Origin of the sequence: Oceanicola granulosus HTCC2516 (assembly GCF_000153305.1) — a bacterium.
GTDB classification, from domain to species: domain Bacteria; phylum Pseudomonadota; class Alphaproteobacteria; order Rhodobacterales; family Rhodobacteraceae; genus Oceanicola; species Oceanicola granulosus.
Map to the genome: position 1 here is coordinate 223,217 of NZ_CH724108.1, position 22,417 is coordinate 245,633.

A 22,417-nucleotide genomic window follows, 5' to 3' on the forward strand; every position below is an offset into this window, starting at 1 on the left:
CTGCTTGACTGCGCCGCGCCCTTCCGCTTCCCTGCCGCTCATGTCCGCCCGCCGCGCCCTCCTGCTGCCGCTCGCGCTCTGCCTGCTGGCCACCGGCGCCGCCGCACAGCTGCGCGACTGGGCGGTGGTCTGCCAGGCCGAGAGCGAAGGCGAGGGGATGCGGTGCCAGATGTCGCAGACCCTGCTCGAGCCCGGTACCGGCGAGACGATCCTGTCGCTGGTGATCCGCCCCTCGCCCGACGGGGCGGGGCTGTCGATGCTCATGGCGCTGCCGCACGGGCTCGACCTCGCGGCGGGGGTGCGCTTCGACATCGACGGCGCCGACGCCGGCGCGGCGCCGTTCCAGACCAGCGACCGCAACGGCGTCTACGTGGCGCTGCCACTGCCGGAGCCGGCCGTCGACGCGATGCGCGCGGGCAACGCCTTCAACGTGCGCGTGACGACGCTGCAGGGGGAGGAGGCCGAGATCCCGGCCTCGCTGCTCGGCTTCACCGCCGCCGTGGCCCGGCTGGCGCGCGAGGAGTAGGCCGCGCGCCCGGCGGCGGCCCCGGGGGCTGTCTGCCCCCGGACCCCCGAGGATATTGCGAGGACAGAGAGGGGCGCGGCGCGGCGCTCAGTACCAGCCGGTCTCGGTGAAGGCGGCGTCGAGGCCGGCGAGGGAGCCGGCGATCTCGAGCGACTGGCCGTTGCCGTACAGCGCGAATCCGACGTTCATCTGCGCCCCCTCGCGCAGGGCGGCGACGATCTCGTCGGTGACGGGCGCGGTCAGCAGGCAGCCCTGCTGGACGCAGGTGGCGACGCTCAGGGGCAGTGTGGTGCCGGTGTCGGTGCTGGCGGTGACGCCGGCCTGCAGGTCGAGCCCGAGCGGCAGCAGCACCGACAGCTGGCCCGGCGTGGCGGCCGCGTCCTCGGCGGCGGGCTCGGCCGGGCCGGTGATGCGGAAGCGGGCGATCGGCTCGCGGCTCTCGGCGATCACGACGAGCTGGGCGAGGCCGCAATCGATGCGGGTGGCGGACTGCGCGGTGCACTCGAAGGACCAGTCGCCGAAGCGGTCGCCGACCTGCGGCTCGGCGCCGGCGGAGGCGGGAAGAAGGAGCAGCGCGGCGAGGGCCGAGCGGGCGTAAGTAACTGACATCTGGACCTGCCTCCTGTTGGACCGACGACAGGTCTAGCGGCTCGCCCGGCGCATGGCAAACGCCGGGCGCGGCCGGTCGGGAGGCTCAGGCGCCGGCGATGGCGCTCTCGGCGAGCGGCGCGGGGCGGGCGCAGCTGGTGGTGAGGGCGATCACCCGGCGCTCCTCGGAGGCGCGCAGGATGCTCTCCATCACCTCGAGCACGTGCAGCGCGAGCGCGCCGCTGGCGCGGTGCGGCCGGTCCTCGAGGATCGCGTGCGCCATGTCGGCGAGGCCGAGCGAGCGGTAGTTGCCGTCGCCGAAGGGCTGGGTCACCTCCTGCTCGGCCCACGCGCCGTGCGCGGGCAGCAGCTCGGGCGCGCCGTCGAAGCGGTTCGGATCGGGCACCGAGAGCACGCCGTCGGTGCCCCAGAGCTCGATGCGCGGGTGGCGGGTGCCCTCCACGTCGAAGGTCATCAGCATCTGCACCACCGCGCCCGAGGCGAATTCGAGCATCCCCGTCACGTGGGTCGGCACCTTCACCTCGATCGACGTGCCCTTGAGCGGCTCGGAGCCGATGGTGCGCGTCGCGCGGGGGGTGGTGGCGAAGCCGCTGACCGCCGCCACCGGGCCGAGCAGGTTGACGAGGTCGGTGATGTAGTAGGGCCCCATGTCGAGCATCGGGCCGCCGCCGATGTCGTAGTAGAAGCCGGGCGCCGGGTGCCAGCGCTCGTGGCCCGGGCAGGCCATGGTCGCCGAGCCGCCCACGGGCGTGCCGATCCTGCCGGCGTCCACCAGCGCCCGCGCCGCCTGGTGCGCGCCGCCGAGGAAGGTGTCGGGCGCGCAGCCGACCCGCAGCCCGGCGGCGTCGGCGGCCTCGATCAGCGTCTTCGCCTCGGCGAAGTCGATGCCCAGCGGCTTCTCCGAATAGACGTGCTTGCCGCCGCCAATCGCGCGCAGGCCCACCTCGACGTGCGCGCGCGGGATCGTCAGGTTGAGCACGATGTCCACGTCGGGATCGTCGAACATCGCGTCGAGCGGCACCGCGCGCACGCCGTGCTCGGCAGCGACGGCCTCCGCGCGGGACTGGTCGAGGTCGGCGACCGCGCGGATGTCGAGCACCGGGAAGTGCTTCGCGGCGGTGAAGTAGGCGCCCGAGATGTTGCCGAGCCCGACGATGCCGATGCCGATTTTCTTGTCCAAGACGTGTCTCCTCATCACGGTGACGCGCCGCGCGGTGCCGCCCGCCGGCGTCGCCGGGAGCCTGCCGTCGCGCGGTCGCGGAAGGTTACTTGATCTCCGTCTCGACGAACTCGACGACGGCGTCGCTCAGGTTGACGACGTTGTGGGCGACGCCGGAGGGGCGGTAATACGCCTCGCCGGTCGTCAGCGTGTGTTCGGTGGCGTTGCCCTCGGCGTCGACCATCGTCAGCACGCCGCCCACCGTCGGGGTGACGACGTAGGCGTGGGCGTGGACGTGCCAGCCCGTCTCGCCCCGCGGCGGAAAGCGGAAGCGGGTGACGCGGACACGGTCGTCGTCGGCGAAGACGGTGACCTCGGCGGGGACGTAATCGCTCATGGCGTCTCCGGGGCGGGGGCGGCTGCGCGGCGATCCTACCAGTTCGCCTCGCGATCGCCACCGGTGAACTGCGCGCTGCGGTCGGTATATTCGAACAGCTCGATCTTCACCCCGTTCGGATCGGTGACCCAGGCCTGGTAGGTCTCGTCCACCCCCTTCGTCGGCTCCGTCACCTCCACGCCCTTGCCGCGGATGTGCATCGCGGCGTCGAGGATGTTCTCCACCTCGAGGCACATGTGGTCGATCGGCCGGCTGTCGCCGCGCGCCGCCCCGGACGCCTCGAAGACCTCCACGTGGCTGCGCCCGCCGATGGCGAGGTAGAAGCCGAACACCCGGCCCTCGCGGGTGAAGTCGAACACCGTCTTCATGCCGAGCACGTCCTCGTAGAAGGCCCGGGTGGCGTCGAGGTCGTGGGCGAAGATGCAGACGTGGGCGAGCTGCTTGAGCTTGATCATGGGCGGGGGTCCTTCAGGGCTGGAGCGCGGCGGCGAGCAGGGCGCGGTAGCCCTCGGCGTCGATGTCGCGCGGGTTGGTGGCGTGGCTGTGGTCGGCGAGCGCGCCGGCGACGACGCGGTCGACATGCGCCTCCGTCACCCCGAGCGCCCCGAGCCCGTCCGGGAGGGCGAGGCGGCGGTTCAGCGCATCGAGCGCGGCGGCGATGTCGCCCTCGGTCCCGAGCGCGGCGGCGAGGCGGGGGAGCTTGTCGGCGACGGCAGGGGCGTTGTAGCGCATCACGTGGGGCATCAGGATGGCGTTGAGCGTGCCGTGGTGCAGCGACAGCTCGCGCAGCGCGCCGAGCGCGTGGCTGAGCGAGTGGACCGCGCCGAGGCCCTTCTGGAACGCCAGCCCGCCCATCAGCGCGCCGGTCGCCATCTCGCTGCGGGCGGCGAGGTCGCCGGGCGCGGCGTGGGCGCGGGGCAGGGCGGCCATGATCCGGCGCGCGCCGTCGAGCGCGATGGCGTCGGCGACGGGGTTGTCGCGCGGGGAGAGGTAGGTCTCGATGCAGTGCGACAGCGCGTCGAGCCCGGTGGCGGCGGTCAGGTGGGGCGGCAGGCCGAGGGTCAGCTCCGGGTCGACGATGGCGCGGCGCGGGATCAGGTGCGGGCTGATGAGGCCGAGCTTGCGCCCGTCGGACAGGGTGATGAGCGCGGCGCGCCCGACCTCCGCGCCGGTCCCGGCGGTGGTGGCGACGGCGACGAGCGGCGCGACCGGGCCGATGCGGTCGAGCCCGCCCTCGATGACGGCGTACTGCGCCAGCGGCGCCGGGTGGGTGGCGAGCAGGGCGACGGCTTTGGCGAGGTCGATGGGCGAGCCGCCCCCGATGGCGGCGATGCCGTCGCAGCCCTCGGCGCGGTAGAGCGCCAGCGCGGCGCGCGCGGCCTCCTCCGTCGGGTTGGTCGGCACGTCGAGGAACGCCGGTGCGGCGAGCGGCCCGGCGACGCGCTCGAGCAGGCCGGCGGCGGCGATGCCGTGGTCGGCGATCACGAGCGGACGCGCGACGCCGAGCTCCGCCAGCGCGGCGGGCAGGCCCGCGGCCGCGCCGGGGCCGAGGTCGATGTTCGTCAGGTAGCTGATCCGGCCCATCCGCGCCCTCCCTGCGGCTCGCGGCGTCACCCTAGCGCAACGTCCGGCGGCCGCAACAACAGTATTAACGTTAACGCAGATTCGGCGGCGTCGGGCACGGCGGGCGTTGACATCGGTGCACGCGGTGCGCATGTGCAGTGCACGTCGACGCGCTGCCGCGTGAGCAGGCGGGCCCGCTGAAGAAGAGCCCGCGCGATCCGCCTCGACCCACAGTTTCCCGCATCACGCGAGGGGGACGCCGCCCGTGAGCGGCTCGCGCGGCAATGAGGCCGCCCGGGCGTCGCCATGGCGGACCCCGGCGCCACCAGGCCGAAAGGCCGGCGCGACCCGGACCGATGTCCGGTAAGGAAGTATCTATGACGTTCGAAAACCTGGGGCTGTCGCCCCGCCTCGCCGCCCGCCTCGCCGAGCAGGGCCTCACCGCGCCGACCCCGATCCAGACCCAGGCGATCCCGCACGCGCTCGAGGGCCGCGACGTGCTCGGGCTGGCGCAGACCGGTACCGGCAAGACCGCCGCCTTCGGCCTGCCGCTGATCCAGGCGCTGACCGCCGCCGGCACCCACGCCGCGCCCAACACCGTGCTCGCGCTGATCCTCGCCCCGACCCGCGAACTCGCCGCGCAGATCGTCGATTCGCTGCGCGCCTTCGCCGGCAACGGCGGCAGCCCGCGCATCGGGCTCGTCGTGGGCGGCAAGTCGATCAACGCGCAGGCCAACGCGCTGCGCCGCGGCACCGACATCCTCGTCGCCACGCCCGGCCGGCTGATCGACCTGCTCGACCGCAAGGCGCTGACCCTCGGCAAGGCCCGCTACCTGGTGCTCGACGAGGCCGATCAGATGCTCGACCTCGGCTTCATCCACGCCCTGCGCCGGATCGCGCCGCTGCTGCCGAAGGAGCGGCAGACGATGCTGTTCTCGGCGACGATGCCCAAGCAGATGTCGGAGATCGCCGGCGCCTACCTGACCGACCCGGTCCGGGTGCAGGTCTCGCCCCCCGGCAAGCCGGCCGACAAGGTCGACCAGTCGGTGCACTTCGTCGCCAAGGACGCCAAGCAGGCGCTGCTGATCGACCTGCTCGACGCGCACCGCGACGAGCGCGCGCTCGTCTTCGCGCGCACCAAGCACGGCGCCGAGCGGCTGATGAAGCAGCTCGACCGGGCCGGCTTCGCCGCTTCCTCGATCCACGGCAACAAGAGCCAGGGCCAGCGCAACCGCGCCCTCGACGGCTTCCGCGAGGGCAAGGTGCGGGTGCTGGTGGCGACCGACGTCGCCGCGCGCGGGATCGACATCCCCGGCGTCGGCTACGTCTACAATTACGAGCTGCCCAACGTGCCCGAGAACTACGTCCACCGCATCGGCCGCACCGCGCGCGCCGGGGCCGACGGCCGGGCCGTGGCGTTCTGCGGCGAGGAGGAGATGGGCGAGCTGCGCGACATCGAGAAGGTTCTCGGCAAGCCGATCGCCATCGCCGGCGGCAGCCCCTGGCAGGTGGCGGGCGGCGGCAAGCCCGGCAAGCCCCGCGGTCAGCAGCCGCCCCGCCGCCGTCGCAGCCGCCGTCCGGCGCGCAAGGCGGCCTGACCCCTCTGTCCTGAAAATATCCCGCCGGAGGCAGCCGACGTTGCCACCGGCGGGACGCCGCGGCGCGGATTGATCGCCTGCCGCCGCCGGGCTACTCCCGTTGCCAGCAGGAGGAGCCGCCGATGTCCCGCCATTCCGAGCCCGCCGATGCCGCTGCCTGACTGGAGCGGCCTGCGGCTGCCGGCGATCGCCGCCCCGATGTTCCTCACCTCCGGCCCCGACCTGGTGGTGGAGGCCTGCAACAACGGCGTCGTCGGCACCTTCCCGGCGCTCAACCAGCGCACGACCGACGGCTTCGGGGCCTGGCTCGACGAGATCGAGGCCCGCCGCGCGCCCGGCGCCGCGCCCTACGGCGTCAACCTCATCGTCCACCGCTCCAACCCGCGCCTCGCCGCCGATCTCGAGGTGGTGGTGCGCCGCAGGGTGCCGCTCGTCATCACCTCGCTCGGCGCCGCGCGCGAGGTGGTGGCCGAGGTGCAGGGCTATGGCGGCGTCGTCTTCCACGACGTCATCAACCGCCGCCACGGCGAGAAGGCCGCCGCCGCCGGTGTCGACGGGCTGATCGCCGTCGCCGCCGGCGCGGGCGGGCACGGCGGCACGATCAGCCCGTTCGCGCTGCTCGCCGAGCTGCGGCAGGTCTTCGCCGGCACGCTGGTCCTGTCGGGCGCGCTCAACACCGGCGCCCAGGTCGCCGCGGCGCGGCTGATGGGCGCGGACATGGGCTACCTCGGCACCCGCTTCATCGCCACCCGCGAGGCGATGGTGCCCGAGGCGCAGAAGCAGATGATCCTCGCCGCCCGCGCCAGGGACATCCTCTACACCCCCGCCATCTCCGGCGTCGCCGCCAACTTCCTGCGCCCCTCCATCGAGGCGGCGGGGCTCGACCCCGACCACCTGCCGCCGGCCGGGCGGATGAACCTCGAGAAGGAGGCGAAGGCCTGGAGCCGGGTCTGGTCGGCGGGGCAGGGGGTCGGGGGGATCGACGACGTGCCCTCCGTGGCGGAGCTCTGCGAGCGGCTCGCCGCGGAGTACCGGGCGGCGATGCAGGCGGCGGCGGGGGATCCGTTCGCGCGGTAGCGGCGGCCGGAGCGCCGGCGGCGAGCGCCGGGGGCTGTCTGCCCCCGGACCCCCGAAGATATTTGCAGAACAGAGGAGGGGGCGCGGTGCGTGATTGTCAGATTGTCCGGCAAAGGAATTGACTTTGTCGGACATTCGGGCAGGTTGGCGCCATGGATGGTCGGGTGAAAGCAGGCGGATCGGGGCGGGACGTGGTCGAGGACCTCGTGGCGCTGATCGTCGAGGCGGGGCTCGAGCCGGGAGACCGGCTGCCGCCCGAGGTGAAGATCGCCGAGACGCTGGGCGTCAGCCGCGCCAAGCTGCGCGAGGCGCTGACCGGCTGGAGCCGGATGGGCATCGTGCGCCGCAACCGGGGCGGCGGCACCATCCTGACCGCGCCGGTGGCCGGGCGGACGATGGCGATCCCGCTGGCGGTGTCGGTCGAGGCCGAGAGCCTGCTGCGGACGCTCGCGGTGCGCCGGCCGCTCGAGATCGAGGCGGTGCGCATCGCCGCGCTCGAGGCGACGCCGACGGCGCGCGACCGGGTGACGGCGCGGATGCTCGACCTGATGGCGGTCTGGGAGGCCGGCGAGGACTGGCGCGCGGCCGACGCGCTCTTTCACGCCGCGATCCACGACGCGACGGGCAACCCCCTTTTCGGGCAGCTCATCGTGCAGCTCCAGCGCGCCTTCAACGAGGTCTACGAGGCACCCTTCGGGATGCCGCAGCTCGGCGCCGAGACGATCCCGCTGCACCGCGACCTCGCCGGCGCGGTGACCGGCGGCGACGCCGAGGCGGGCGCGCGGCTGATGGCCGAGATCCTCGACGAGACCGCGGCGGCGGCGCGCGCGGTGGTGGAGGCGTCGGCATGAGCAAGCCCACGATCGCCACCCGCCTCGCCCGGCCCTGGGCCGAGTCCGCCGGCTCGGTGACGCCGCCGATCCACCAGACTTCGCTGTTCACCTTCGACGACTACGCCGCCTTCGCGGCGCGCATGGCCGGGGCCAGCGACGAGCCGCTTTACACGCGGGTGCAGAACCCGACCGTCGCCTGCTTCGAGGAGATGATGGCCGATCTCGAGGGCGGCGAGGCGGCGGTGGCCTTCGCCTCGGGCATGGGCGCGATCTCGGCGGCGCTGCTGGCGCTGGCGAAGCCGGGGATGCGGGTGGCCTGCGTGGAGCACGTCTACCCCGACGCCTACCGCCTGATCGAGCGGATGCTGATCCCGTCGGGCGTGCGGGTGGAGTACTTTCCCGTCCAGGCCTTCGCCGACGATCCCGACCTGCTCGCGGGCTACGACATCGCCTACCTCGAGAGCCCGACGACGATGATGCTCGAGGTCGTCGACCTCGCCCGCGTCGCCGCCAACGCGCGCGCGCAGGGGGTGCTGACGATCATCGACAACAGCTGGGCGACGCCGCTGCACCAGCGCCCGCTGGACCTCGGGATCGACATGGTGATCCACTCGGCCTCGAAGTACATCTCGGGCCATTCCGACACCGTCGCCGGCGTCGTCGTCGCGAGCCGGGTGCTGATCGCGCGGCTGCGCGACCTGAGCCTGCCGCTGGTGGGCGCCAAGCTCGCGCCGTTCGAGGCGTGGCTGCTGGTGCGGGGCCTGCGCACGCTGGTGCCGCGGATGCGGATGCACGAGGCGACGGCGAACCTGTTCGTCGACCGCCTCGCGGGCCGGGCGGAGGTGACGAAGGTGCGCTCGCCGGGGCCGAACTCGGTGCCGGGCCTGAACGGGCGCTCGGGGCTGCTGTCGATCGAGTTGGCCGAGGGCGTCGACATCCCGCGCTTCGCCGACACTCTCAAGCACTTCCGGCTCGGCGTCAGCTGGGGCGGGTTCGAGAGCCTCGTCGTGCCGGCGGCGATCTCGCTGGGGCAGGCGGGCGAGAAGAACGCCGCGCAGCGCTTCGGCGTGCCGCCGCGGCTGGTGCGGCTGTCGCTGGGGCTGGAGGACGCCGAGGAGCTCTGGAGCGATTTCGAAGCCGCCCTGGAGGGGGCGGTGTGACTGGCGGAGGGACCACCGAGCAGGGCCCGCGAAGAGGCCGCAACGACCAACCGAAGGGAGAGATACGGATGAAACTGCACAGACTGATCGCGGGAACCTCGCTGCTGGCGCTGGGCGCCGGAATGGCGGGGGCCGAGGAGCTGACGCTGGTCGAGGTGATCACCTCGCCCGAGCGCACCGAGGTGCTCGAGAGCCTCGTCGGGGCCTGGGAGGAGGAGAGCGGCCACAGCGTCGAGATCGTCAGCCTGCCCTGGGGCCAGGCGTTCGAGACGCTGGCCACGATGGTCGCCGGCGGCGACATTCCCGACGTCGTCGAGATGCCGGAGCGGTGGATGGCGCTCTACACGGGGGCCGACCAGCTCGTCGACCTCGGGCCGATGGTGGCGGCGTGGGAGGACGGCGAGACGCTGACCGACCAGACGGTGAACATGGGCTCGATGACCGCGTCGGGCGAGCTCAACATGATCCCCTACGGCTTCTACCTGCGGGCGATGTTCTACAACAAGGACCTGCTCGCGGAGGCGGGGGTCGAGTCGCCGCCCGAGACGATGGAGGAGTTTGTCGCCGCGGCCGAGGCGGTGAGCGCGCTCGACGGCAAGTCCGGCTACTGCCTGCGCGGCGGGCCCGGCGGCACCAACGGCTGGCTGATGTTCGCCGCCACGATGAACGACAGCGACCGGTTCTTCACCGACGCCGGGCAGTCCACCATCACCGAGCCCGGCTCCGTCGAGGGGCTGCAGATGATGATCGACCTTTACCAGTCGGGCGGCGCGCCGCGCGACAGCGTCAACTGGGGCTTCAACGAGATCGTCGCCGGCTTCTACTCGGGCACCTGCGCCTTCCTCGACCAGGACCCGGACGCGCTGATCGGTATCGCCGACCGGATGGACCCGGAGAGCTTCGCGGTCATGCCGATGCCGACCGGGCCGGGCGGCCACGCCTTCCCGACGATCGGCTATGCCGGCTGGTCGATCTTCAAGGCCACCGAGCATCCCGACGCCGCCTTCGACCTCGTCGCGCATCTCTCGAGCCCCGAGAGCAACTCGACCTGGGCGCAGCGCGTCGGCGTGATCCCGATCCACGAGGGGGCCGACCAGGATCCGTACTTCCAGACCGAGCAGTTCGCCGGCTGGTTCGACACGCTCAACGACCCCGACACCTACAGGCCGCTGATAGTGCCGTCCTACCTCGAGGGCTACGGCTACTTCGCCGACTCGCTCTCCATCGAGACGGCGCAGCAGGCCCTGCTCGGCGAGATTACGGCCGAGCAACTCGCCAACATCTGGGGCGACTTCCTCACCGAGGAATACGCCAAGTACCAGGCGGCCGGCGGCCAGTGACCACCCATCTGCCAACTCCCGTCCCCGGATCGCTCCGGGGACGGCTCAGCCGCGGCTACGTGCACCTCGCGGTCGAGCCGTGGCTCTACCTCGGGCCGGCGCTCGCGCTGATCGGGCTCGTCATCATCGTGCCGCTGGGCATCGGCATCGGCTACTCGTTCCGCGAGTTCAGCCTGCTGCGCCCGAACGACGCCGAGTGGGTCGGGCTGGCCAACTACCGCGACCTCTGGGGCGACGCGAAGTTCTGGCGCTCGCTCAACAACACGCTGGTCTGGACCTTCGCCAGCCTGTTCTTCCAGTTCTTCCTCGGGCTCGGCCTCGCGCTGCTGCTCAACACCGCCTTCGTGGGCAAGAAGCTCGTGCAGGCGCTCGTCTTCCTGCCGTGGGCGGTGCCGACCTTCCTGATCGGGCTCAACTTCTCCTGGCTGTTCAACCCGGTGATCGGGCCGTTCCCGCACTGGATGTTCGCGCTCGGCATCCTCGACGAGCCCTACAACATCCTCGGCAATCCCGAGACGGCACTGTGGGGGCCGATCCTCGCCAACGTCTGGTACGGCGTGCCGTTCTTCGCGATCACCCTGCTGGCGGCGCTGTCGTCGATCCCGGGCGAGCTCTACGAGGCCGCCGAGATCGACGGGGCGAGCGCGTGGCAGAAGTTCACCAAGATCACGCTGCCGTTCCTCGGGCCGATGATCGCGATCACGGTGATGCTGCGGGCGATCTGGATTGCCAACTTCGCCGACCTGATCTACGTGATGACCGGCGGCGGGCCGGCGAACTCGACGCAGATCCTGTCGTCCTACATCTTCACCACCGCCTTTCGGAAGCTCGACTTCGGCCACGCATCGGCGATCGCGGTGGCGCTGCTGATCCTGCTGATGATCTACGCCACGCTGCTGCTGTTCGTGCGCTCCAAGCTGGTGCGGACCTGATGGCCGCCGTCGGACGCCGCCGCCCGCTGCTCACGGCGGGGAAATACCTCGCGCTCGCGGGGTACGTGACCTTCGCGCTGTTCCCGCTCTACTGGCTGGTCAAGATCGCGATGACGCCCGAGCGGCTGATCTACAGCGAGGGCACCCGCCTGTGGCCCTCGGCGGCGACGCTGGACAACTTCCGCGCGGTGCTCGGGTCGGATTTCATGATCTTCTTCATGAACTCGGTGATCGTGTCGCTGTCGACCGCGGCGATCTGCGCCGCCATCGCCGGGGCGGGGGGCTATGCCTTCTCGCGCTTCCAGTTCCGCGGCAAGCGGCTGGTGGCGGCGCTGTTGCTGCTGACCCAGATGTTCCCGCTGCTGATGATCATCGCGCCGATCTACCGGATCGTCGCCTCGCTCGGCCTGCTCAACACGCTGACCTCGCTGATCGTCGTCTACACCGCCTTCAACATTCCTTTCGCCACCTTCCTGATGCAGTCGTTCTTCGACGGGATCCCCAAGGATCTCGAGGAGGCGGCGATGATCGACGGCTGCACCCGCGCGCAGGCGCTGCGCAAGGTGATCCTGCCGCTGACCCTGCCGGGCCTCGGCGCGACGCTCGGCTTCGTCTTCACCGCCGCCTGGTCGGAGATCCTGTTCGCGCTGATGCTGGTCAAATCGGAGAGTACCATGACATTCCCTGTGGGCCTGCTGTCGTTCGTGTCCAAGTTCTCGGTCGACTGGGGCCAGATGATGGCCGCCGGTGTGCTGGCGCTGATCCCCTCGTGCCTGTTCTTCGCCTTCATCCAGCGCTACTTGGTGCAGGGCCTCACCTCCGGCGCGGTGAAGGGGTAAGGCCATGGCGGACATGAGATTTTCCGGCGTCGCGAAGTCCTACGGCCGCACCGAGGTGCTGCGCGACATCGACCTCGAGGTGGCGGACGGGGAGTTCGTCGTGCTGGTCGGGCCGTCGGGCTGCGGCAAGTCCACCTTGCTGCGCATGATCGCCGGCCTCGAGCCGATCAGTGCGGGCGAGTTCACCATCGGCGGGCGGCGGATGAACGACGTCGCCCCGCGCGACCGCGACATCGCGATGGTGTTCCAGTCCTACGCGCTCTACCCGCACATGTCGGTCGCCCGCAACATGGGCTTCCCGATGGAGATCGCCCGCCGCCCCAAGACCGAGCGCGTCGGCCCCGTCGGCCAGGCCGCCGAGACGCTGGGGCTGACGCGGCTGCTCGACCGGCTGCCCAAGGCGCTCTCGGGCGGGCAGCGCCAGCGGGTGGCGATGGGGCGGGCGCTGGTGCGCGAGCCGAAGGCGTTCCTGTTCGACGAGCCGCTCTCCAACCTCGACGCGGCGCTGCGGGTGGAGATGCGCCTCGAGATCGCCCGGCTGCACCAGCGGCTCGGCACCACGACGGTCTACGTCACCCACGACCAGGTGGAGGCGATGACGCTCGCCGACCGGATCGTGGTGATGAACGGCGGCCTGATCCAGCAGGTCGGCAGCCCGATGGACCTCTACGACCGCCCGGCGAACCGCTTCGTCGCCGGCTTCATCGGCTCGCCGACCATGAACCTCGTCGCCGGCACCGCCGAGGGCGGCGGGCTGCGGCTCGGCGACGGTACGCTCTGGCCGGCCCCGCCGGGGACGGTCGAGCTCGGCATCCGCCCCGAGCACCTGTCGCTCGCCCCGACCGGCGTGCCCGGCGTGCGCGCGGAGCTGCAGGTGGTGGAGCGGCTGGGCTCGGACACCAACCTGTTCTGCGAGGTTCCCGGCGTCGGACCGCTCCTCGCCCGGGTCAACGGCAACGTCGACCTGTCCCCCGGCGCCGTCATCGAGCTCGCGCCCGAGGACGGCCGCCTGCATGCCTTCGACGCGGGGGGCGGCCGCCTGTAGCGCCGGCGGCGCTCCCTTGAGAACCCCCGCCGGGAGGGCTAGCGTCGGCCGGCATCGACGAGGCAGCCCCATGTTCGCAGGCAAGCGCATCCTACTCATCATCGGCGGCGGCATCGCCGCCTACAAGGCGCTCGACCTGATCCGCCGGCTGACGGAGCGCGGCGCGGCGGTGACGCCGGTGCTGACGCGGGCGGGGGCGGAGTTCGTGACGCCGCTGTCGGTAGCCGCGCTGGCGGGGGAGAAGGTGTTCACCGAGCTGTTCGACCTGACCGCCGAGGCCGAGATGGGCCATATCGAGCTGTCGCGCAGCGCCGATCTCGTCGTCGTCGCGCCCGCCACGGCCGACCTGATGGCGAAGATGGCGACCGGGCAGGCCGACGACCTCGCCTCGACGCTGCTGATGGCGACCGACAAGCGGGTGCTGATCGCGCCGGCGATGAACGTGCGGATGTGGCAGCACCCGGCCTGCCGGCGCAACGCCGCGACGCTCGCCGCCGACGGCATCCTGCAGGTCGGCCCCAACGAGGGCGGCATGGCCTGCGGCGAGTACGGGCCGGGGCGCCTGGCCGAGCCGCTCGAGATCGTCGACGCCATCGCCGCGGCGCTCGGCAACGGGCCGCTGCGGGGGCGGCGCATCGTCGTCACCTCGGGGCCGACGCACGAGCCGATCGATCCGGTGCGCTATATCGCCAACCGCTCGTCGGGCGCCCAGGGCGCGGCCATCGGCGCGGCGCTGGCGGCGCTGGGCGCGGAGGTGATCTTCGTCACCGGCCCCGCCGAGGTGCCGCCACCCGCCGGCGTCGAGGTCGTCGCCGTCGACACCGCCGCCGAGATGCGCGCCGCGGTGCACGAGGCGCTGCCCGCCGACGCCGCCATCTTCGCCGCCGCCGTCGCCGACTGGCGGATGAAGACGGCGCGGGCCGAGAAGATCAAGAAGACCCCGGACGGCCTGCCCGACCTCGCGCTCGAGGAGAACCCGGACATCCTCGCCGAGGTCGCCGCCGGGCCGGACCGGCCGGGGCTCGTCGTCGGGTTCGCGGCCGAGACGGAGAACGTGGTGGAGAACGCCACCGCCAAGCGCGCCCGCAAGGGGTGCGACTGGATCCTCGCCAACGACGTGTCGCCCGCGACCGGCATCATGGGCGGGCGCGACAACGCGGTGACGCTGATCACCGACGAGGGCGCTGAGGCGTGGGAGCGGATGGGCAAGGACGCGGTGGCGCGGCGGCTCGCGGAGCGCGTCGCCCGAGCGCTCGGCCCGGTCGGGGCGGCGTGACGTGCATATTTGCGGCCAGATGAAGCGGGGGCACGCATGACCTCGATCGTGATCGCCTGGCTCGAAGGGGCGGACCGGAACCTGCCGCCGCCGGCCTACCAGACGGCGGGGGCGGCGGGGGCGGATGTCTGCGCCAACTTTCCCGAGGCGGGGCGCGCGGGAATCTGGCTTGCGCCGGGGGCGCGGGCGCTGGTGCCGACGGGGCTGGCGATGGAGATCCCGGAGGGCTTCGAGGTGCAGGTGCGGCCGCGCTCGGGGCTGGCGCTGAAGCACGGGGTGACGGTGGCGAACGCGCCGGGCACCATCGACAGCGACTACCGCGGGCCGCTCGGGGTGATCCTGCTCAACGCGGGCGACGCGCCGTTCCACGTCGGCCACGGCGACCGGATCGCGCAGCTCGTCGTCGCGCCGGTGGTGCAGGCGCGCTTCGAGGCGGGCGCGCTCGGGCAGAGCGCGCGCGGCGCGGGCGGCTTCGGCTCGACGGGCGGGCGCGGGTGATCGGGGTTCTCGCCCTGGCGGGGGCGCTCTGGGGCGTGGCCACGCTCGCCGGCGCGCCGCGCGCGGCGCGGGTGGCGATGGTCGGGCTGCTGCTGGTGGCGGTGCTGGCGCTGCAGGTGGTCTTGCCCGAGGGGCACGTGCTGCGCGAGGCGACGGGCGGCTCTGCGGCGCGCTGGCTGGTGCTGCTCGGGGTGCTGGCGCTGGGCGCGGGCTACTGGCGCTTCGTGGCGCTGCTGAAGGGGCGGGCGCGGTCCGGCACGGCCGAGGCGGAGGTGGCGGCGGCGGCCGCGCCGGGGACGTTCGGCGAGACCGAGCTGCGCCGCTACGCGCGCCACATGGTGCTGCGCGAGATCGGCGGGCCGGGCCAGAAGGCGCTGGCGCGGGCGCGGGTGCTGGTCGTCGGCGCCGGCGGGCTCGGCGCGCCGGCGCTGCAGTACCTCGCCGCCGCCGGGATCGGGACCATCGGCGTGATCGACGACGACGTCGTCGAGGGCAGCAACCTGCAGCGGCAGGTGATCCACGGCGACGACGACATCGGCAGGGCCAAGGTGTTTTCCGCCGCCGACGCGATGACGCGGCTCAACCCGTTCATCACCGTCAGGCCCTACAACCGGCGGCTGACCGAGGAGATCGCGGCGGAGCTGATCGGTGAATACGACCTCGTGCTCGACGGCAGCGACAACTTTGCCACCCGCTACCTCGTCAACGCCGCCGCCGCGGCGGCCAAGGTGCCGCTGGTGGGCGGCGCGCTGAGCCAGTGGGAGGGGCAGCTTTCGGTCTGGGACCCGGCGCGGGGGGCGCCGTGCTATGCCTGCGTCTTCCCCGAGGCGCCGGCGGCGGGGCTGGCGCCGTCCTGCGCCGAGGCGGGGGTGCTGGGGCCGCTGCCCGGGGTGGTCGGGGCGATGATGTCGGTGGAGGCGGTCAAGTTGCTGGCGCAAGCGGGCGAGAGCCTGCGCGGGCGGCTGATGATCTACGACGCGCTCTACGCCGAGACCCGCACCATCGCCGTCGCGCCGCGCCCGGGCTGCGCCGTCTGCGCGCCCTTGCAGGGGCAGGCGGACGGGTCATAATCAGCCGGTAACCAACAGGGGGACCTGAGATGAAGAAGTACGTCGCCATAGCCGCGCTGTCCGCCGCGGCCGCACTCGCGGGGCTCGCCGGGCCCGCCGCCGCGCAGGACCTGCCGGACCTCGGCGGCCGCGAGGTCGTCGTGGCCACCGAGAACGCCTACCCGCCGCTGCAGTTCGTCGAGCCGTCGAGCGGCGAGGCCGTGGGCTGGGAGTACGACGCGATGGCCGAGATCGCCGAGCGGCTCAACATCGAGGTCGTCTACGAGACCACCAGCTGGGACGCGATGATCCCGGCGGTCTCGGAAGGCCAGTACGACATGGGCATGACCGGGATCACCATCCGCGAGGACCGGGCCGAGGTGGTCGACTTCTCCGCCCCCTACATGACCAGCCAGATGGTCATGCTGGTGCGCGGCGACGAGGAGCGCTTCGCCGACGCCGCCTCGTTCGCCGCCGACGACGACCTGCTGGTCGCCGCGCAGCCGGGGACGACGCCGTTCTACGTGGCCGTCTACGACCTGCTCGACGGCGACGAGGCGAACCCGCGGGTGGCGCTGTTCGAGACCTTCGGCGCGGGCGTGCAGGCGCTGCGGGCGGGGGACGTGGACATGGTGCTCACCGACGGGACCGCGGGCGAGGGCTACGTGGCGGCCTCGGAGGGGGCGCTGAAGATCGTCGGCGAGCCGCTCGGCACCGAGCAGTTCGGCTTCATCTTCCCGAAGGGATCCGACCTCGTCGCGCCGATCGACGCGGCGATCGCGTCGATGGAGGCCGACGGGACGCTGGCGGCGCTGAACCAGCGCTGGTTCCTCGACTACAAGATGGGCGGGTGAGCCGGAGCGGGTCGACGCGCGAGGCGCGCCGACCCGGCGGGGGGCGCTGCCCCCCGCACCCCCCGGGATATTTCCAGGACAGAGACAGGGCGAGGCACTGATGGCGCGGCCGTCGGCGGATCGGGATTTTCCGTACTGGCTGGTGCTCGTCGTGGCGCTGGGCCTGTGGTTCTGCTGGCGCATAGCCAGCACCGACATCTACCTGCAGGTGCTCGACGCGCTCGCCAAGGGGGTGCGGATCACGGTAATCGTGACCCTCGCGGGCTTCGCGCTGGCGAGCCTGATGGGGCTCGGGCTGGCGATGGCGTCGCTGTCGCGCCACCTGGCGCTGCGGCAGGCGGCGCGATTCTACATCGAGATCGTGCGCGGCGTGCCGATCATCGTGCTGCTGCTCTACGTCGCCTTCGTGCTCGCGCCGGCGCTGGTGGCGGGGTGGAACGAGATCGGCGCGCGGATCGGGCTGGAGCCGGTGCGGACCCGCGACTTCCCGTTCGTGTGGCGCGCGACGATGGCACTGAGCATCGGCTACTCGGCCTTCATCGCCGAGGTGTTCCGGGCCGGGCTGCAGAGCGTCGACGAGGGGCAGGTCGAGGCGGCCGAGGCGCTGGGGCTGTCGCCGTGGCGGCGCTTTCGCCACGTGGTCTTCCCGCAGGCCTTCCGGCGCATCCTGCCGCCGCTGGGCAACGACTTCGTGGCGATGGTGAAGGATTCCTCGCTGGTCTCGGTGCTGGGCGTGGCCGACGTCACGCAGATGGGCAAGGTCACCGCGGCGGGCAACTTCCGCTACTTCGAGACCTACAACATGGTCGCCTTCATCTACCTCGTGATGACGATCTCGCTGTCGCTGCTGCTGCGCCGGCTGGAGCGGCGGCTGCGGCGGAGCCACCCGGGCTAGGGGTGGCGGCCGGGCGGCAGGGAGCCTAGGCTCGCCGCCGAAACGGAGGCCGATCACATGACCAACCCGCTGCTCGAGACCTGGGACACGCCGTTCGGGGTGCCGCCCTGGGAGCAAATCGACGATTCCGACTTCGCGCCCGCGATCGATGCCGGCATGGAGGCGGCGCGGGCGGCGGTGGCGGCGATCTCGGCGAGCGACGCGGCGCCGACCTTCGCCAACACGATCGAGGCGCTGGAGCGGTCGGGGCGCGATCTCGACCGGGTGCTCGGCGCGTTCTTCGCCGCCGCCTCGGCCGACAGCAACGAGGCGCGCGAGGCGCTGATGCGCGAGGTGTCGCCCAAGCTCTCGGCCCACGCGTCGGCGATCCATTCGGACAAGGCGCTGTTCCGGCGCATCGAGACGCTGTGGCAGGACCGCGAGGAGCTCGGCCTGAGCGACGAGCAGGCGCGGGTGCTGTACCTGGTGCGGCGCGGCTTCGTGCGCGCCGGGGCCGGGCTTGAGGGGGCGACGGAGGCGCGGCTGACGGAGGTGAAGGCGCGGCTGTCAGTGCTGGGCACGGCGTTCACGCAGAACCTGCTCGCCGACGAGCGCGGCTGGTACATGGAGCTCGACGAGGCCGAGCTCGAGGGGCTGCCGCCGTTCCTCGTCGCCGCCGCGCGGGCCGCGGGGCGCGACAACGGCCATGACGGGCCGGTCATCACCCTGTCGCGCTCGCTGATCGTGCCGTTCCTGCAATTCTCGCCGCTGCGCGCTTTGCGCCGGCGCGCCTGGGAGGCGTGGAGCGCACGCGGGGCCAACGGCGGCGAGACCGACAACCGGGCGCTGGCCGCCGAGATCCTCGCGCTGCGCGAGGAGCGGGCGGGGCTGCTCGGCTACGACAGCTTCGCCGACTACAAGCTCGAGACCGAGATGGCCGGCACCCCGGCGGCGGTGCGCGAGCTGCTGATGCGGGTCTGGCAGCCAGCGCGGGCGGCGGCCCTGGCCGACGAGGTGCGGCTGACGGCGATGCTCCATGCCGACGGCGAGGCGGGGCCGCTCGAGCCGTGGGACTGGCGCTACTACTCGGAGAAGCGGCGGCGCGAGGAGCACGATCTCGACGAGGCGGAGCTGAAGCCCTACCTGCAGCTCGACCGGATGGTGGAGGCGGCCTTCGGCTGTGCCAACCGCCTGTTCGGGCTGGAGTTCGCGCCCGCCGAGGTGCCGCACTACCACCCCGATTGCCGCGCCTGGGAGGTGCGGCGGGACGGCGAGCACGTCGGCCTGTTCATCGCCGACTACTTCGCGCGCAGCGGCAAGCGCTCGGGCGCCTGGTGCACCACGATGCGCGACCAGTCGCGGCTCGACGGAGAGGTGCGCCCGCTGGTGCTCAACGTGTGCAACTTCGCCAGGCCCGCCGAGGGCGCGCCGGCGCTGCTGTCCTGGGACGACGCGCGCACGCTGTTTCACGAGTTCGGCCACGCGCTGCACCAGCTCCTGTCGGACGTCACCTACGCCACGGTCTCGGGCACCTCGGTGGCGCGCGACTTCGTGGAGCTGCCGAGCCAGCTCTTCGAGCACTGGCTCGAGGTGCCCGAGGTACTGACGGAGTACGCCACCCACGCCGAGACGGGCGAGGCGATGCCCGGGGAGATGCTCCAGAAGGTGCTCGGCGCGGCGACCTACGACATGGGCTTCCAGACGGTCGAGTACCTCGCCTCGGCGCTCGTCGATCTCGCCTTCCACGACGGCGAGGCGCCGGCCGACCCGATGCAGCGGCAGGCGGAGGTGCTCGAGGAGCTCGGCATGCCCCACGCGATCGGGATGCGCCACGCGACGCCGCACTTCGCCCACGTCTTCGCCGGCGACGGCTATTCCTGCGGCTATTACAGCTACATGTGGTCGGAGGTCATGGATGCCGACGCGTTCGAGGCGTTCAAGGAGGCGGGCGGGCCGTTCGACCCGGAGATGGCGAAGGCGCTGGAGACGCACGTGCTCTCGGCCGGCGGATCGGCGGAGGCGGCGGAGCTCTACCAGCGCTTCCGCGGCCGGATGCCGGGCGTCGAGGCGTTGCTCAAGGGGCGGGGGCTGGCGGACGCCGCGTGAATTGCTACAGCAAGCGACGTCTGCGTGAGGTCTCCGGCTCGTGACTGGACCGTGAGGCGGGGGGCGGCATGTGATGGTCTTGCCACCCAGGGAGGATCACCATGCGCACGCTCATCGCCGCCGCCGCTCTCGGCGCGCTCGCCACCACCGCCATCGCCCAGCAAGCGGGCACCGAGGCCGACCAGGATTACGCCGCCCAGATCTGGGCGCAGATGATCGATAGCGGCTTTGCCGGGGAGGGGGCCGTGATGTCGCATCCCTACCCGGGCACCGATCCGCACGGCATGATGCTCGAGACCTACTACACCGAGGCGACCGTCGACGGGCATACCGGCCAGCTCATCATCAAGCGCAACTACGGACCCGAAGGGGTCAGCGCCGACGAGGTCCTCGCGGCGCCCGAGGAGCATCTCGGCGCGGTCACGATCATGTTCCAGCGCGAGGCGGGCTACGATCCGGACACCAACAACTGGTTCTACGCCAAGTACCTGCCAGACGGCACGCTCGACCAGAACCCGGCCGGCATGGCGCTGGCCGGTCTCGTCGGCAAGGGCGCCGACGCCGGCTGCATCGCATGCCACTCGGCGGCCCCCGGCGAAGACTTCCTGTTCCTCACCGACCCGACCACCGGCAGCGAGTGAGGGATCGGTCCGGGCCCTTGCCGTCCCCGAGGGCCCGGACGCGTCAGCCGGCGGCGTGTTCGCGCCGGATGCGGTCGGCTTCCTCGTCGATGCGGTGCAACTCGTCGGCCAGCGCGGCCTCGACGCCGTAGCCGGAGTCGGGCGAGGTGCCGGGGTCTTCCTCGTGGGCTTCGAGGTGGTCGCGCTCGGAGAGGAAGCGGTCGAGCCGCTCGGAGCCGATTTCGGCGACGATGCGGGCGAGCAGCTTGCGCTGGGCGAGCAGGCGGCCCTCGAGGGTTTCGACGGTTACGGTCATCGGCGCGGTCTCCTCACTGCACTGGTGCGGCAAAGCTAACACGCCGGGGCGCCAGGTCACGCGTCGTCGCGCTCGGGGATGTCGCCGGCGGGGTCCTTGTGGATCAGCACGTCGGCGCGGGGGTAGGCCTTGAGAATCCTGCGGCGCAGCGCCGCGCCGATGGCGTGGGCCTCGTCGAGGGTCTGGGCGCCGTCGAGCTCGATGTGGAGGTTGACGAACAGCCGGCTGCCGGCGACGCGGGTCTTGAGGTCGTGGTGGCCGAGCACGCCGGGGTGGCTTGCGGCGATGGCGGTGATGCCGGCGACGGTGGCGTCGTCGGCGGCACGGTCCATCAGCGCGTCCCACGCGCCGCGCCAGATGCCGAGCGCGCCGACCGCGAGCAGCCCGGCGGCTGCGAGGGCGACGACGCTGTCGATCCGGGTCAGGCCGAAGGCGGCGGAGGCGGCGAGGGCGAAGATCGCGCCGAGATTGGGCAGCAGGTCGGCGAGGTAGTGCAGCCGGTCGGCGGCGACGACGCGGTTGCCCGTCCGCGCCGCGACCCGGCCCTGCCAGAGCACGAGCCCCGCCGTCAGCGCGACCGACAGCACCATCACCGCGATGCCACGGCCCTCGGCGGCCAGCTCGGGCGGCGTCGGCGCCAGCAGCCGCATCACGGCGGCGACGGCGATGACGGCGGCCGACAGCAGGATCACCACTGCCTGCGCCAGCGCGGTGAGGTCCTCGACGGAGGAATGGCCGAAGGCGTGGTCGTCGTCGGGCGGACGCGCGGCGTAGGCGATGGCGGCCAGCCCGCCGAGCGACATCAGCAGGTCGAGCGCGCTGTCGGCGAGCGTCGCCGCGACGGAGAGCGAGGAGGTCGCGCCGAGCGCCCACAGCTTGGCGACGACGAGCACGAGCGCCACCGACGACGACAGAACGCCGGCGGAGAGGTTGAGCCTGGTGTCGTGACGCGGGTCCATGTCCGCCCTCTAGCGCGGGCGGGGCGGGTCAGTCGAGCACTTCGCCCGGCTCCACGCCCCAGTACGCGCCCTTCGGCGCCCAGCCGCGGTAGCCGCCCGCGGAGAGGCGGCACCAGTCGGGCAGGCACTCGTCGATGCGCGCAACCACACCGCGCTCGAAACGGGCGACCTCGGGCGCGGCGGCGTCGGGGCGGCCGAGCAGGCTGAGCTCGTCGGCCTCGACGATGACCGTGCGCACCCCCGACAGCAGCGAGTAATGGACCCAGCCGCCGACGCCGTCGCGGTCGATCACGCGGCGCCAGTGGCCGTACTCCGCCGTCACCCGCAGCGGCATGTTGCGCCGCGTCAGCACCCAGTCGATGCGGTGCGACAGCGAGGGCCCGCGCCGCAGGTTGCCCTCGGACGTCTTCAGCGAGACGTAGCGCGGCAGCGGAAGGTTCGTGACCGCGCCCACCTCCTGCGCCCCGGCGGCGGCGGCGGACAGGAACAGGGCGCTGACGAGGATTGCCAGTCGGATCATGTGGGGTGGTCCTGGAAGACTGCTCTGGTTGCCGTTGACCGGGCGCTTCTTTGACCGTCGCCCGTGGCTTCAGCAGTGCCAGATCCGCGCTGCCGGCGGAAGCGGGAAGCGACGCGGCGCCGCGCCGGGTGTGCCCCGGGCGCGACGGTCGGCGGCGCGGGCCGCCCGTGCCGTTCCCCGCCGTCGGGGCGGCGCGCGGCGGAACTGCGCGGGCCGGGTGCGTGTTCTCTGGACGAGGCCGGCAGACGACGGAAGGGAGAGCCGCCA

24 protein-coding genes are annotated in these 22,417 nt (G+C 72.5%); 16 read left to right on the top strand and 8 right to left on the bottom strand.

Going from position 1 to position 22,417, the window contains the following annotated elements; all coding sequences use genetic code 11:
- Positions 1–40: 40 nt before the first annotated feature.
- Positions 41–526 (top strand): invasion associated locus B family protein, encoded by a 486-nt coding sequence (locus tag OG2516_RS13430; RefSeq protein ID WP_007256241.1) that lies wholly within the window; start codon positions 41–43, stop codon positions 524–526.
- Between the two features lie 87 nt (positions 527–613).
- On the opposite strand, the gene OG2516_RS19075 is transcribed toward OG2516_RS13430, so the two are convergent.
- The 5 genes from OG2516_RS19075 to OG2516_RS13455 all read right to left on the bottom strand — a co-directional run bounded on the left by OG2516_RS19075 (position 614) and on the right by OG2516_RS13455 (position 4,275).
- Positions 614–1,135 (bottom strand): invasion associated locus B family protein, encoded by a 522-nt coding sequence (locus OG2516_RS19075; RefSeq protein ID WP_007256242.1) that lies wholly within the window; start codon positions 1,133–1,135, stop codon positions 614–616.
- 85 nt (positions 1,136–1,220) lie between these two features.
- Positions 1,221–2,315, bottom strand: coding sequence for a Gfo/Idh/MocA family protein (locus OG2516_RS13440; RefSeq protein WP_007256243.1), 1,095 nt, complete (start codon positions 2,313–2,315; stop codon positions 1,221–1,223).
- An 85-nt stretch (positions 2,316–2,400) separates the two neighbouring features.
- Positions 2,401–2,691, bottom strand: coding sequence for a cupin domain-containing protein (locus OG2516_RS13445; RefSeq protein ID WP_007256244.1), 291 nt, complete (start codon positions 2,689–2,691; stop codon positions 2,401–2,403).
- Positions 2,692–2,726: 35 nt separating this feature from the next.
- Positions 2,727–3,146 (bottom strand): VOC family protein, encoded by a 420-nt coding sequence (locus OG2516_RS13450; protein WP_007256245.1) that lies wholly within the window; start codon positions 3,144–3,146, stop codon positions 2,727–2,729.
- 13 nt (positions 3,147–3,159) lie between these two features.
- A complete protein-coding gene (locus OG2516_RS13455; protein ID WP_007256246.1) occupies positions 3,160–4,275 on the bottom strand; it encodes an iron-containing alcohol dehydrogenase in 1,116 nt (371 codons plus the stop codon).
- A 356-nt stretch (positions 4,276–4,631) separates the two neighbouring features.
- Between OG2516_RS13455 and OG2516_RS13460 the strand changes: the two genes are divergently transcribed.
- From OG2516_RS13460 to OG2516_RS13530, 15 genes are all read left to right on the top strand, one after another.
- The gene (locus OG2516_RS13460) at positions 4,632–5,852 is read left to right on the top strand and encodes a DEAD/DEAH box helicase (protein WP_007256247.1); all 1,221 of its coding nucleotides are present in this window, start codon (positions 4,632–4,634) and stop codon (positions 5,850–5,852) included.
- 147 nt (positions 5,853–5,999) lie between these two features.
- Positions 6,000–6,929, top strand: a complete 930-nt coding sequence (locus OG2516_RS13465) for an NAD(P)H-dependent flavin oxidoreductase (protein ID WP_007256248.1) — start codon at positions 6,000–6,002, stop codon at positions 6,927–6,929.
- 164 nt (positions 6,930–7,093) lie between these two features.
- Positions 7,094–7,780 (top strand): FadR/GntR family transcriptional regulator, encoded by a 687-nt coding sequence (locus OG2516_RS13470; RefSeq protein WP_245544322.1) that lies wholly within the window; start codon positions 7,094–7,096, stop codon positions 7,778–7,780.
- The gene (locus OG2516_RS13475; protein ID WP_007256250.1) at positions 7,777–8,922 is read left to right on the top strand and encodes a PLP-dependent transferase; all 1,146 of its coding nucleotides are present in this window, start codon (positions 7,777–7,779) and stop codon (positions 8,920–8,922) included. Before OG2516_RS13470 ends, OG2516_RS13475 begins: the two co-directional genes overlap by 4 nt.
- Positions 8,923–8,990: 68 nt before the next feature.
- Positions 8,991–10,262 (top strand): ABC transporter substrate-binding protein, encoded by a 1,272-nt coding sequence (locus OG2516_RS13480; protein WP_007256251.1) that lies wholly within the window; start codon positions 8,991–8,993, stop codon positions 10,260–10,262.
- Positions 10,259–11,194, top strand: a complete 936-nt coding sequence (locus OG2516_RS13485) for a carbohydrate ABC transporter permease (protein ID WP_040615862.1) — start codon at positions 10,259–10,261, stop codon at positions 11,192–11,194. Before OG2516_RS13480 ends, OG2516_RS13485 begins: the two co-directional genes overlap by 4 nt.
- The gene (locus OG2516_RS13490) at positions 11,194–12,033 is read left to right on the top strand and encodes a carbohydrate ABC transporter permease (protein ID WP_007256253.1); all 840 of its coding nucleotides are present in this window, start codon (positions 11,194–11,196) and stop codon (positions 12,031–12,033) included. The genes OG2516_RS13485 and OG2516_RS13490 overlap by 1 nt, the downstream gene beginning before the upstream one ends.
- Before the next feature lie 4 nt (positions 12,034–12,037).
- The gene (locus tag OG2516_RS13495) at positions 12,038–13,078 is read left to right on the top strand and encodes an ABC transporter ATP-binding protein (RefSeq protein WP_007256255.1); all 1,041 of its coding nucleotides are present in this window, start codon (positions 12,038–12,040) and stop codon (positions 13,076–13,078) included.
- Positions 13,079–13,148: 70 nt separating this feature from the next.
- A complete protein-coding gene (gene coaBC, locus OG2516_RS13500; protein WP_007256256.1) occupies positions 13,149–14,354 on the top strand; it encodes a bifunctional phosphopantothenoylcysteine decarboxylase/phosphopantothenate--cysteine ligase CoaBC in 1,206 nt (401 codons plus the stop codon).
- A 36-nt stretch (positions 14,355–14,390) separates the two neighbouring features.
- Positions 14,391–14,852, top strand: a complete 462-nt coding sequence (dut, locus tag OG2516_RS13505; RefSeq protein ID WP_007256257.1) for a dUTP diphosphatase — start codon at positions 14,391–14,393, stop codon at positions 14,850–14,852.
- Positions 14,849–15,922 (top strand): HesA/MoeB/ThiF family protein, encoded by a 1,074-nt coding sequence (locus tag OG2516_RS13510; protein ID WP_007256258.1) that lies wholly within the window; start codon positions 14,849–14,851, stop codon positions 15,920–15,922. The genes dut and OG2516_RS13510 overlap by 4 nt, the downstream gene beginning before the upstream one ends.
- Before the next feature lie 29 nt (positions 15,923–15,951).
- A complete protein-coding gene (locus tag OG2516_RS13515) occupies positions 15,952–16,755 on the top strand; it encodes a transporter substrate-binding domain-containing protein (protein ID WP_007256259.1) in 804 nt (267 codons plus the stop codon).
- A 100-nt stretch (positions 16,756–16,855) separates the two neighbouring features.
- The gene (locus OG2516_RS13520) at positions 16,856–17,650 is read left to right on the top strand and encodes an amino acid ABC transporter permease (protein WP_007256260.1); all 795 of its coding nucleotides are present in this window, start codon (positions 16,856–16,858) and stop codon (positions 17,648–17,650) included.
- A 57-nt stretch (positions 17,651–17,707) separates the two neighbouring features.
- Complete coding sequence (locus tag OG2516_RS13525) at positions 17,708–19,735, top strand: M3 family metallopeptidase (RefSeq protein ID WP_007256261.1); 2,028 nt, start codon at positions 17,708–17,710, stop codon at positions 19,733–19,735.
- Positions 19,736–19,836: 101 nt separating this feature from the next.
- Entirely contained in the window at positions 19,837–20,376 is a 540-nt protein-coding gene (locus tag OG2516_RS13530; RefSeq protein WP_007256262.1) for a hypothetical protein, read from the top strand.
- A 43-nt stretch (positions 20,377–20,419) separates the two neighbouring features.
- On the opposite strand, the gene OG2516_RS13535 is transcribed toward OG2516_RS13530, so the two are convergent.
- From OG2516_RS13535 to OG2516_RS13545, 3 genes are read right to left on the bottom strand one after another with little or no spacing between them, the layout of a single operon-like run.
- Entirely contained in the window at positions 20,420–20,671 is a 252-nt protein-coding gene (locus OG2516_RS13535) for a hypothetical protein (RefSeq protein ID WP_007256263.1), read from the bottom strand.
- Positions 20,672–20,727: 56 nt separating this feature from the next.
- Complete coding sequence (locus tag OG2516_RS13540) at positions 20,728–21,630, bottom strand: cation diffusion facilitator family transporter (RefSeq protein ID WP_007256264.1); 903 nt, start codon at positions 21,628–21,630, stop codon at positions 20,728–20,730.
- Between the two features lie 28 nt (positions 21,631–21,658).
- A complete protein-coding gene (locus OG2516_RS13545) occupies positions 21,659–22,150 on the bottom strand; it encodes an SH3 domain-containing protein (RefSeq protein WP_007256265.1) in 492 nt (163 codons plus the stop codon).
- Positions 22,151–22,417: the final 267 nt, after the last annotated feature.

Coding starts and splice junctions, on each gene's coding strand:
- OG2516_RS13480 (WP_007256251.1), top strand. CDS start 8,991: ATGAAACTGCACAGACTGATCGCGGGAACCTCGCTGCTGGCGCTGGGC.
- OG2516_RS13495 (WP_007256255.1), top strand. CDS start 12,038: ATGGCGGACATGAGATTTTCCGGCGTCGCGAAGTCCTACGGCCGCACC.
- OG2516_RS13535 (WP_007256263.1), bottom strand. CDS start 20,671: ATGACCGTAACCGTCGAAACCCTCGAGGGCCGCCTGCTCGCCCAGCGC.
- coaBC (WP_007256256.1), top strand. CDS start 13,149: ATGTTCGCAGGCAAGCGCATCCTACTCATCATCGGCGGCGGCATCGCC.
- OG2516_RS13445 (WP_007256244.1), bottom strand. CDS start 2,691: ATGAGCGATTACGTCCCCGCCGAGGTCACCGTCTTCGCCGACGACGAC.
- OG2516_RS13490 (WP_007256253.1), top strand. CDS start 11,194: ATGGCCGCCGTCGGACGCCGCCGCCCGCTGCTCACGGCGGGGAAATAC.
- OG2516_RS13545 (WP_007256265.1), bottom strand. CDS start 22,150: ATGATCCGACTGGCAATCCTCGTCAGCGCCCTGTTCCTGTCCGCCGCC.
- OG2516_RS13540 (WP_007256264.1), bottom strand. CDS start 21,630: ATGGACCCGCGTCACGACACCAGGCTCAACCTCTCCGCCGGCGTTCTG.
- OG2516_RS13450 (WP_007256245.1), bottom strand. CDS start 3,146: ATGATCAAGCTCAAGCAGCTCGCCCACGTCTGCATCTTCGCCCACGAC.
- OG2516_RS13455 (WP_007256246.1), bottom strand. CDS start 4,275: ATGGGCCGGATCAGCTACCTGACGAACATCGACCTCGGCCCCGGCGCG.
- OG2516_RS19075 (WP_007256242.1), bottom strand. CDS start 1,135: ATGTCAGTTACTTACGCCCGCTCGGCCCTCGCCGCGCTGCTCCTTCTT.
- OG2516_RS13525 (WP_007256261.1), top strand. CDS start 17,708: ATGACCAACCCGCTGCTCGAGACCTGGGACACGCCGTTCGGGGTGCCG.
- OG2516_RS13515 (WP_007256259.1), top strand. CDS start 15,952: ATGAAGAAGTACGTCGCCATAGCCGCGCTGTCCGCCGCGGCCGCACTC.
- OG2516_RS13520 (WP_007256260.1), top strand. CDS start 16,856: ATGGCGCGGCCGTCGGCGGATCGGGATTTTCCGTACTGGCTGGTGCTC.
- OG2516_RS13460 (WP_007256247.1), top strand. CDS start 4,632: ATGACGTTCGAAAACCTGGGGCTGTCGCCCCGCCTCGCCGCCCGCCTC.
- OG2516_RS13530 (WP_007256262.1), top strand. CDS start 19,837: ATGCGCACGCTCATCGCCGCCGCCGCTCTCGGCGCGCTCGCCACCACC.
- dut (WP_007256257.1), top strand. CDS start 14,391: ATGACCTCGATCGTGATCGCCTGGCTCGAAGGGGCGGACCGGAACCTG.
- OG2516_RS13465 (WP_007256248.1), top strand. CDS start 6,000: ATGCCGCTGCCTGACTGGAGCGGCCTGCGGCTGCCGGCGATCGCCGCC.
- OG2516_RS13430 (WP_007256241.1), top strand. CDS start 41: ATGTCCGCCCGCCGCGCCCTCCTGCTGCCGCTCGCGCTCTGCCTGCTG.
- OG2516_RS13475 (WP_007256250.1), top strand. CDS start 7,777: ATGAGCAAGCCCACGATCGCCACCCGCCTCGCCCGGCCCTGGGCCGAG.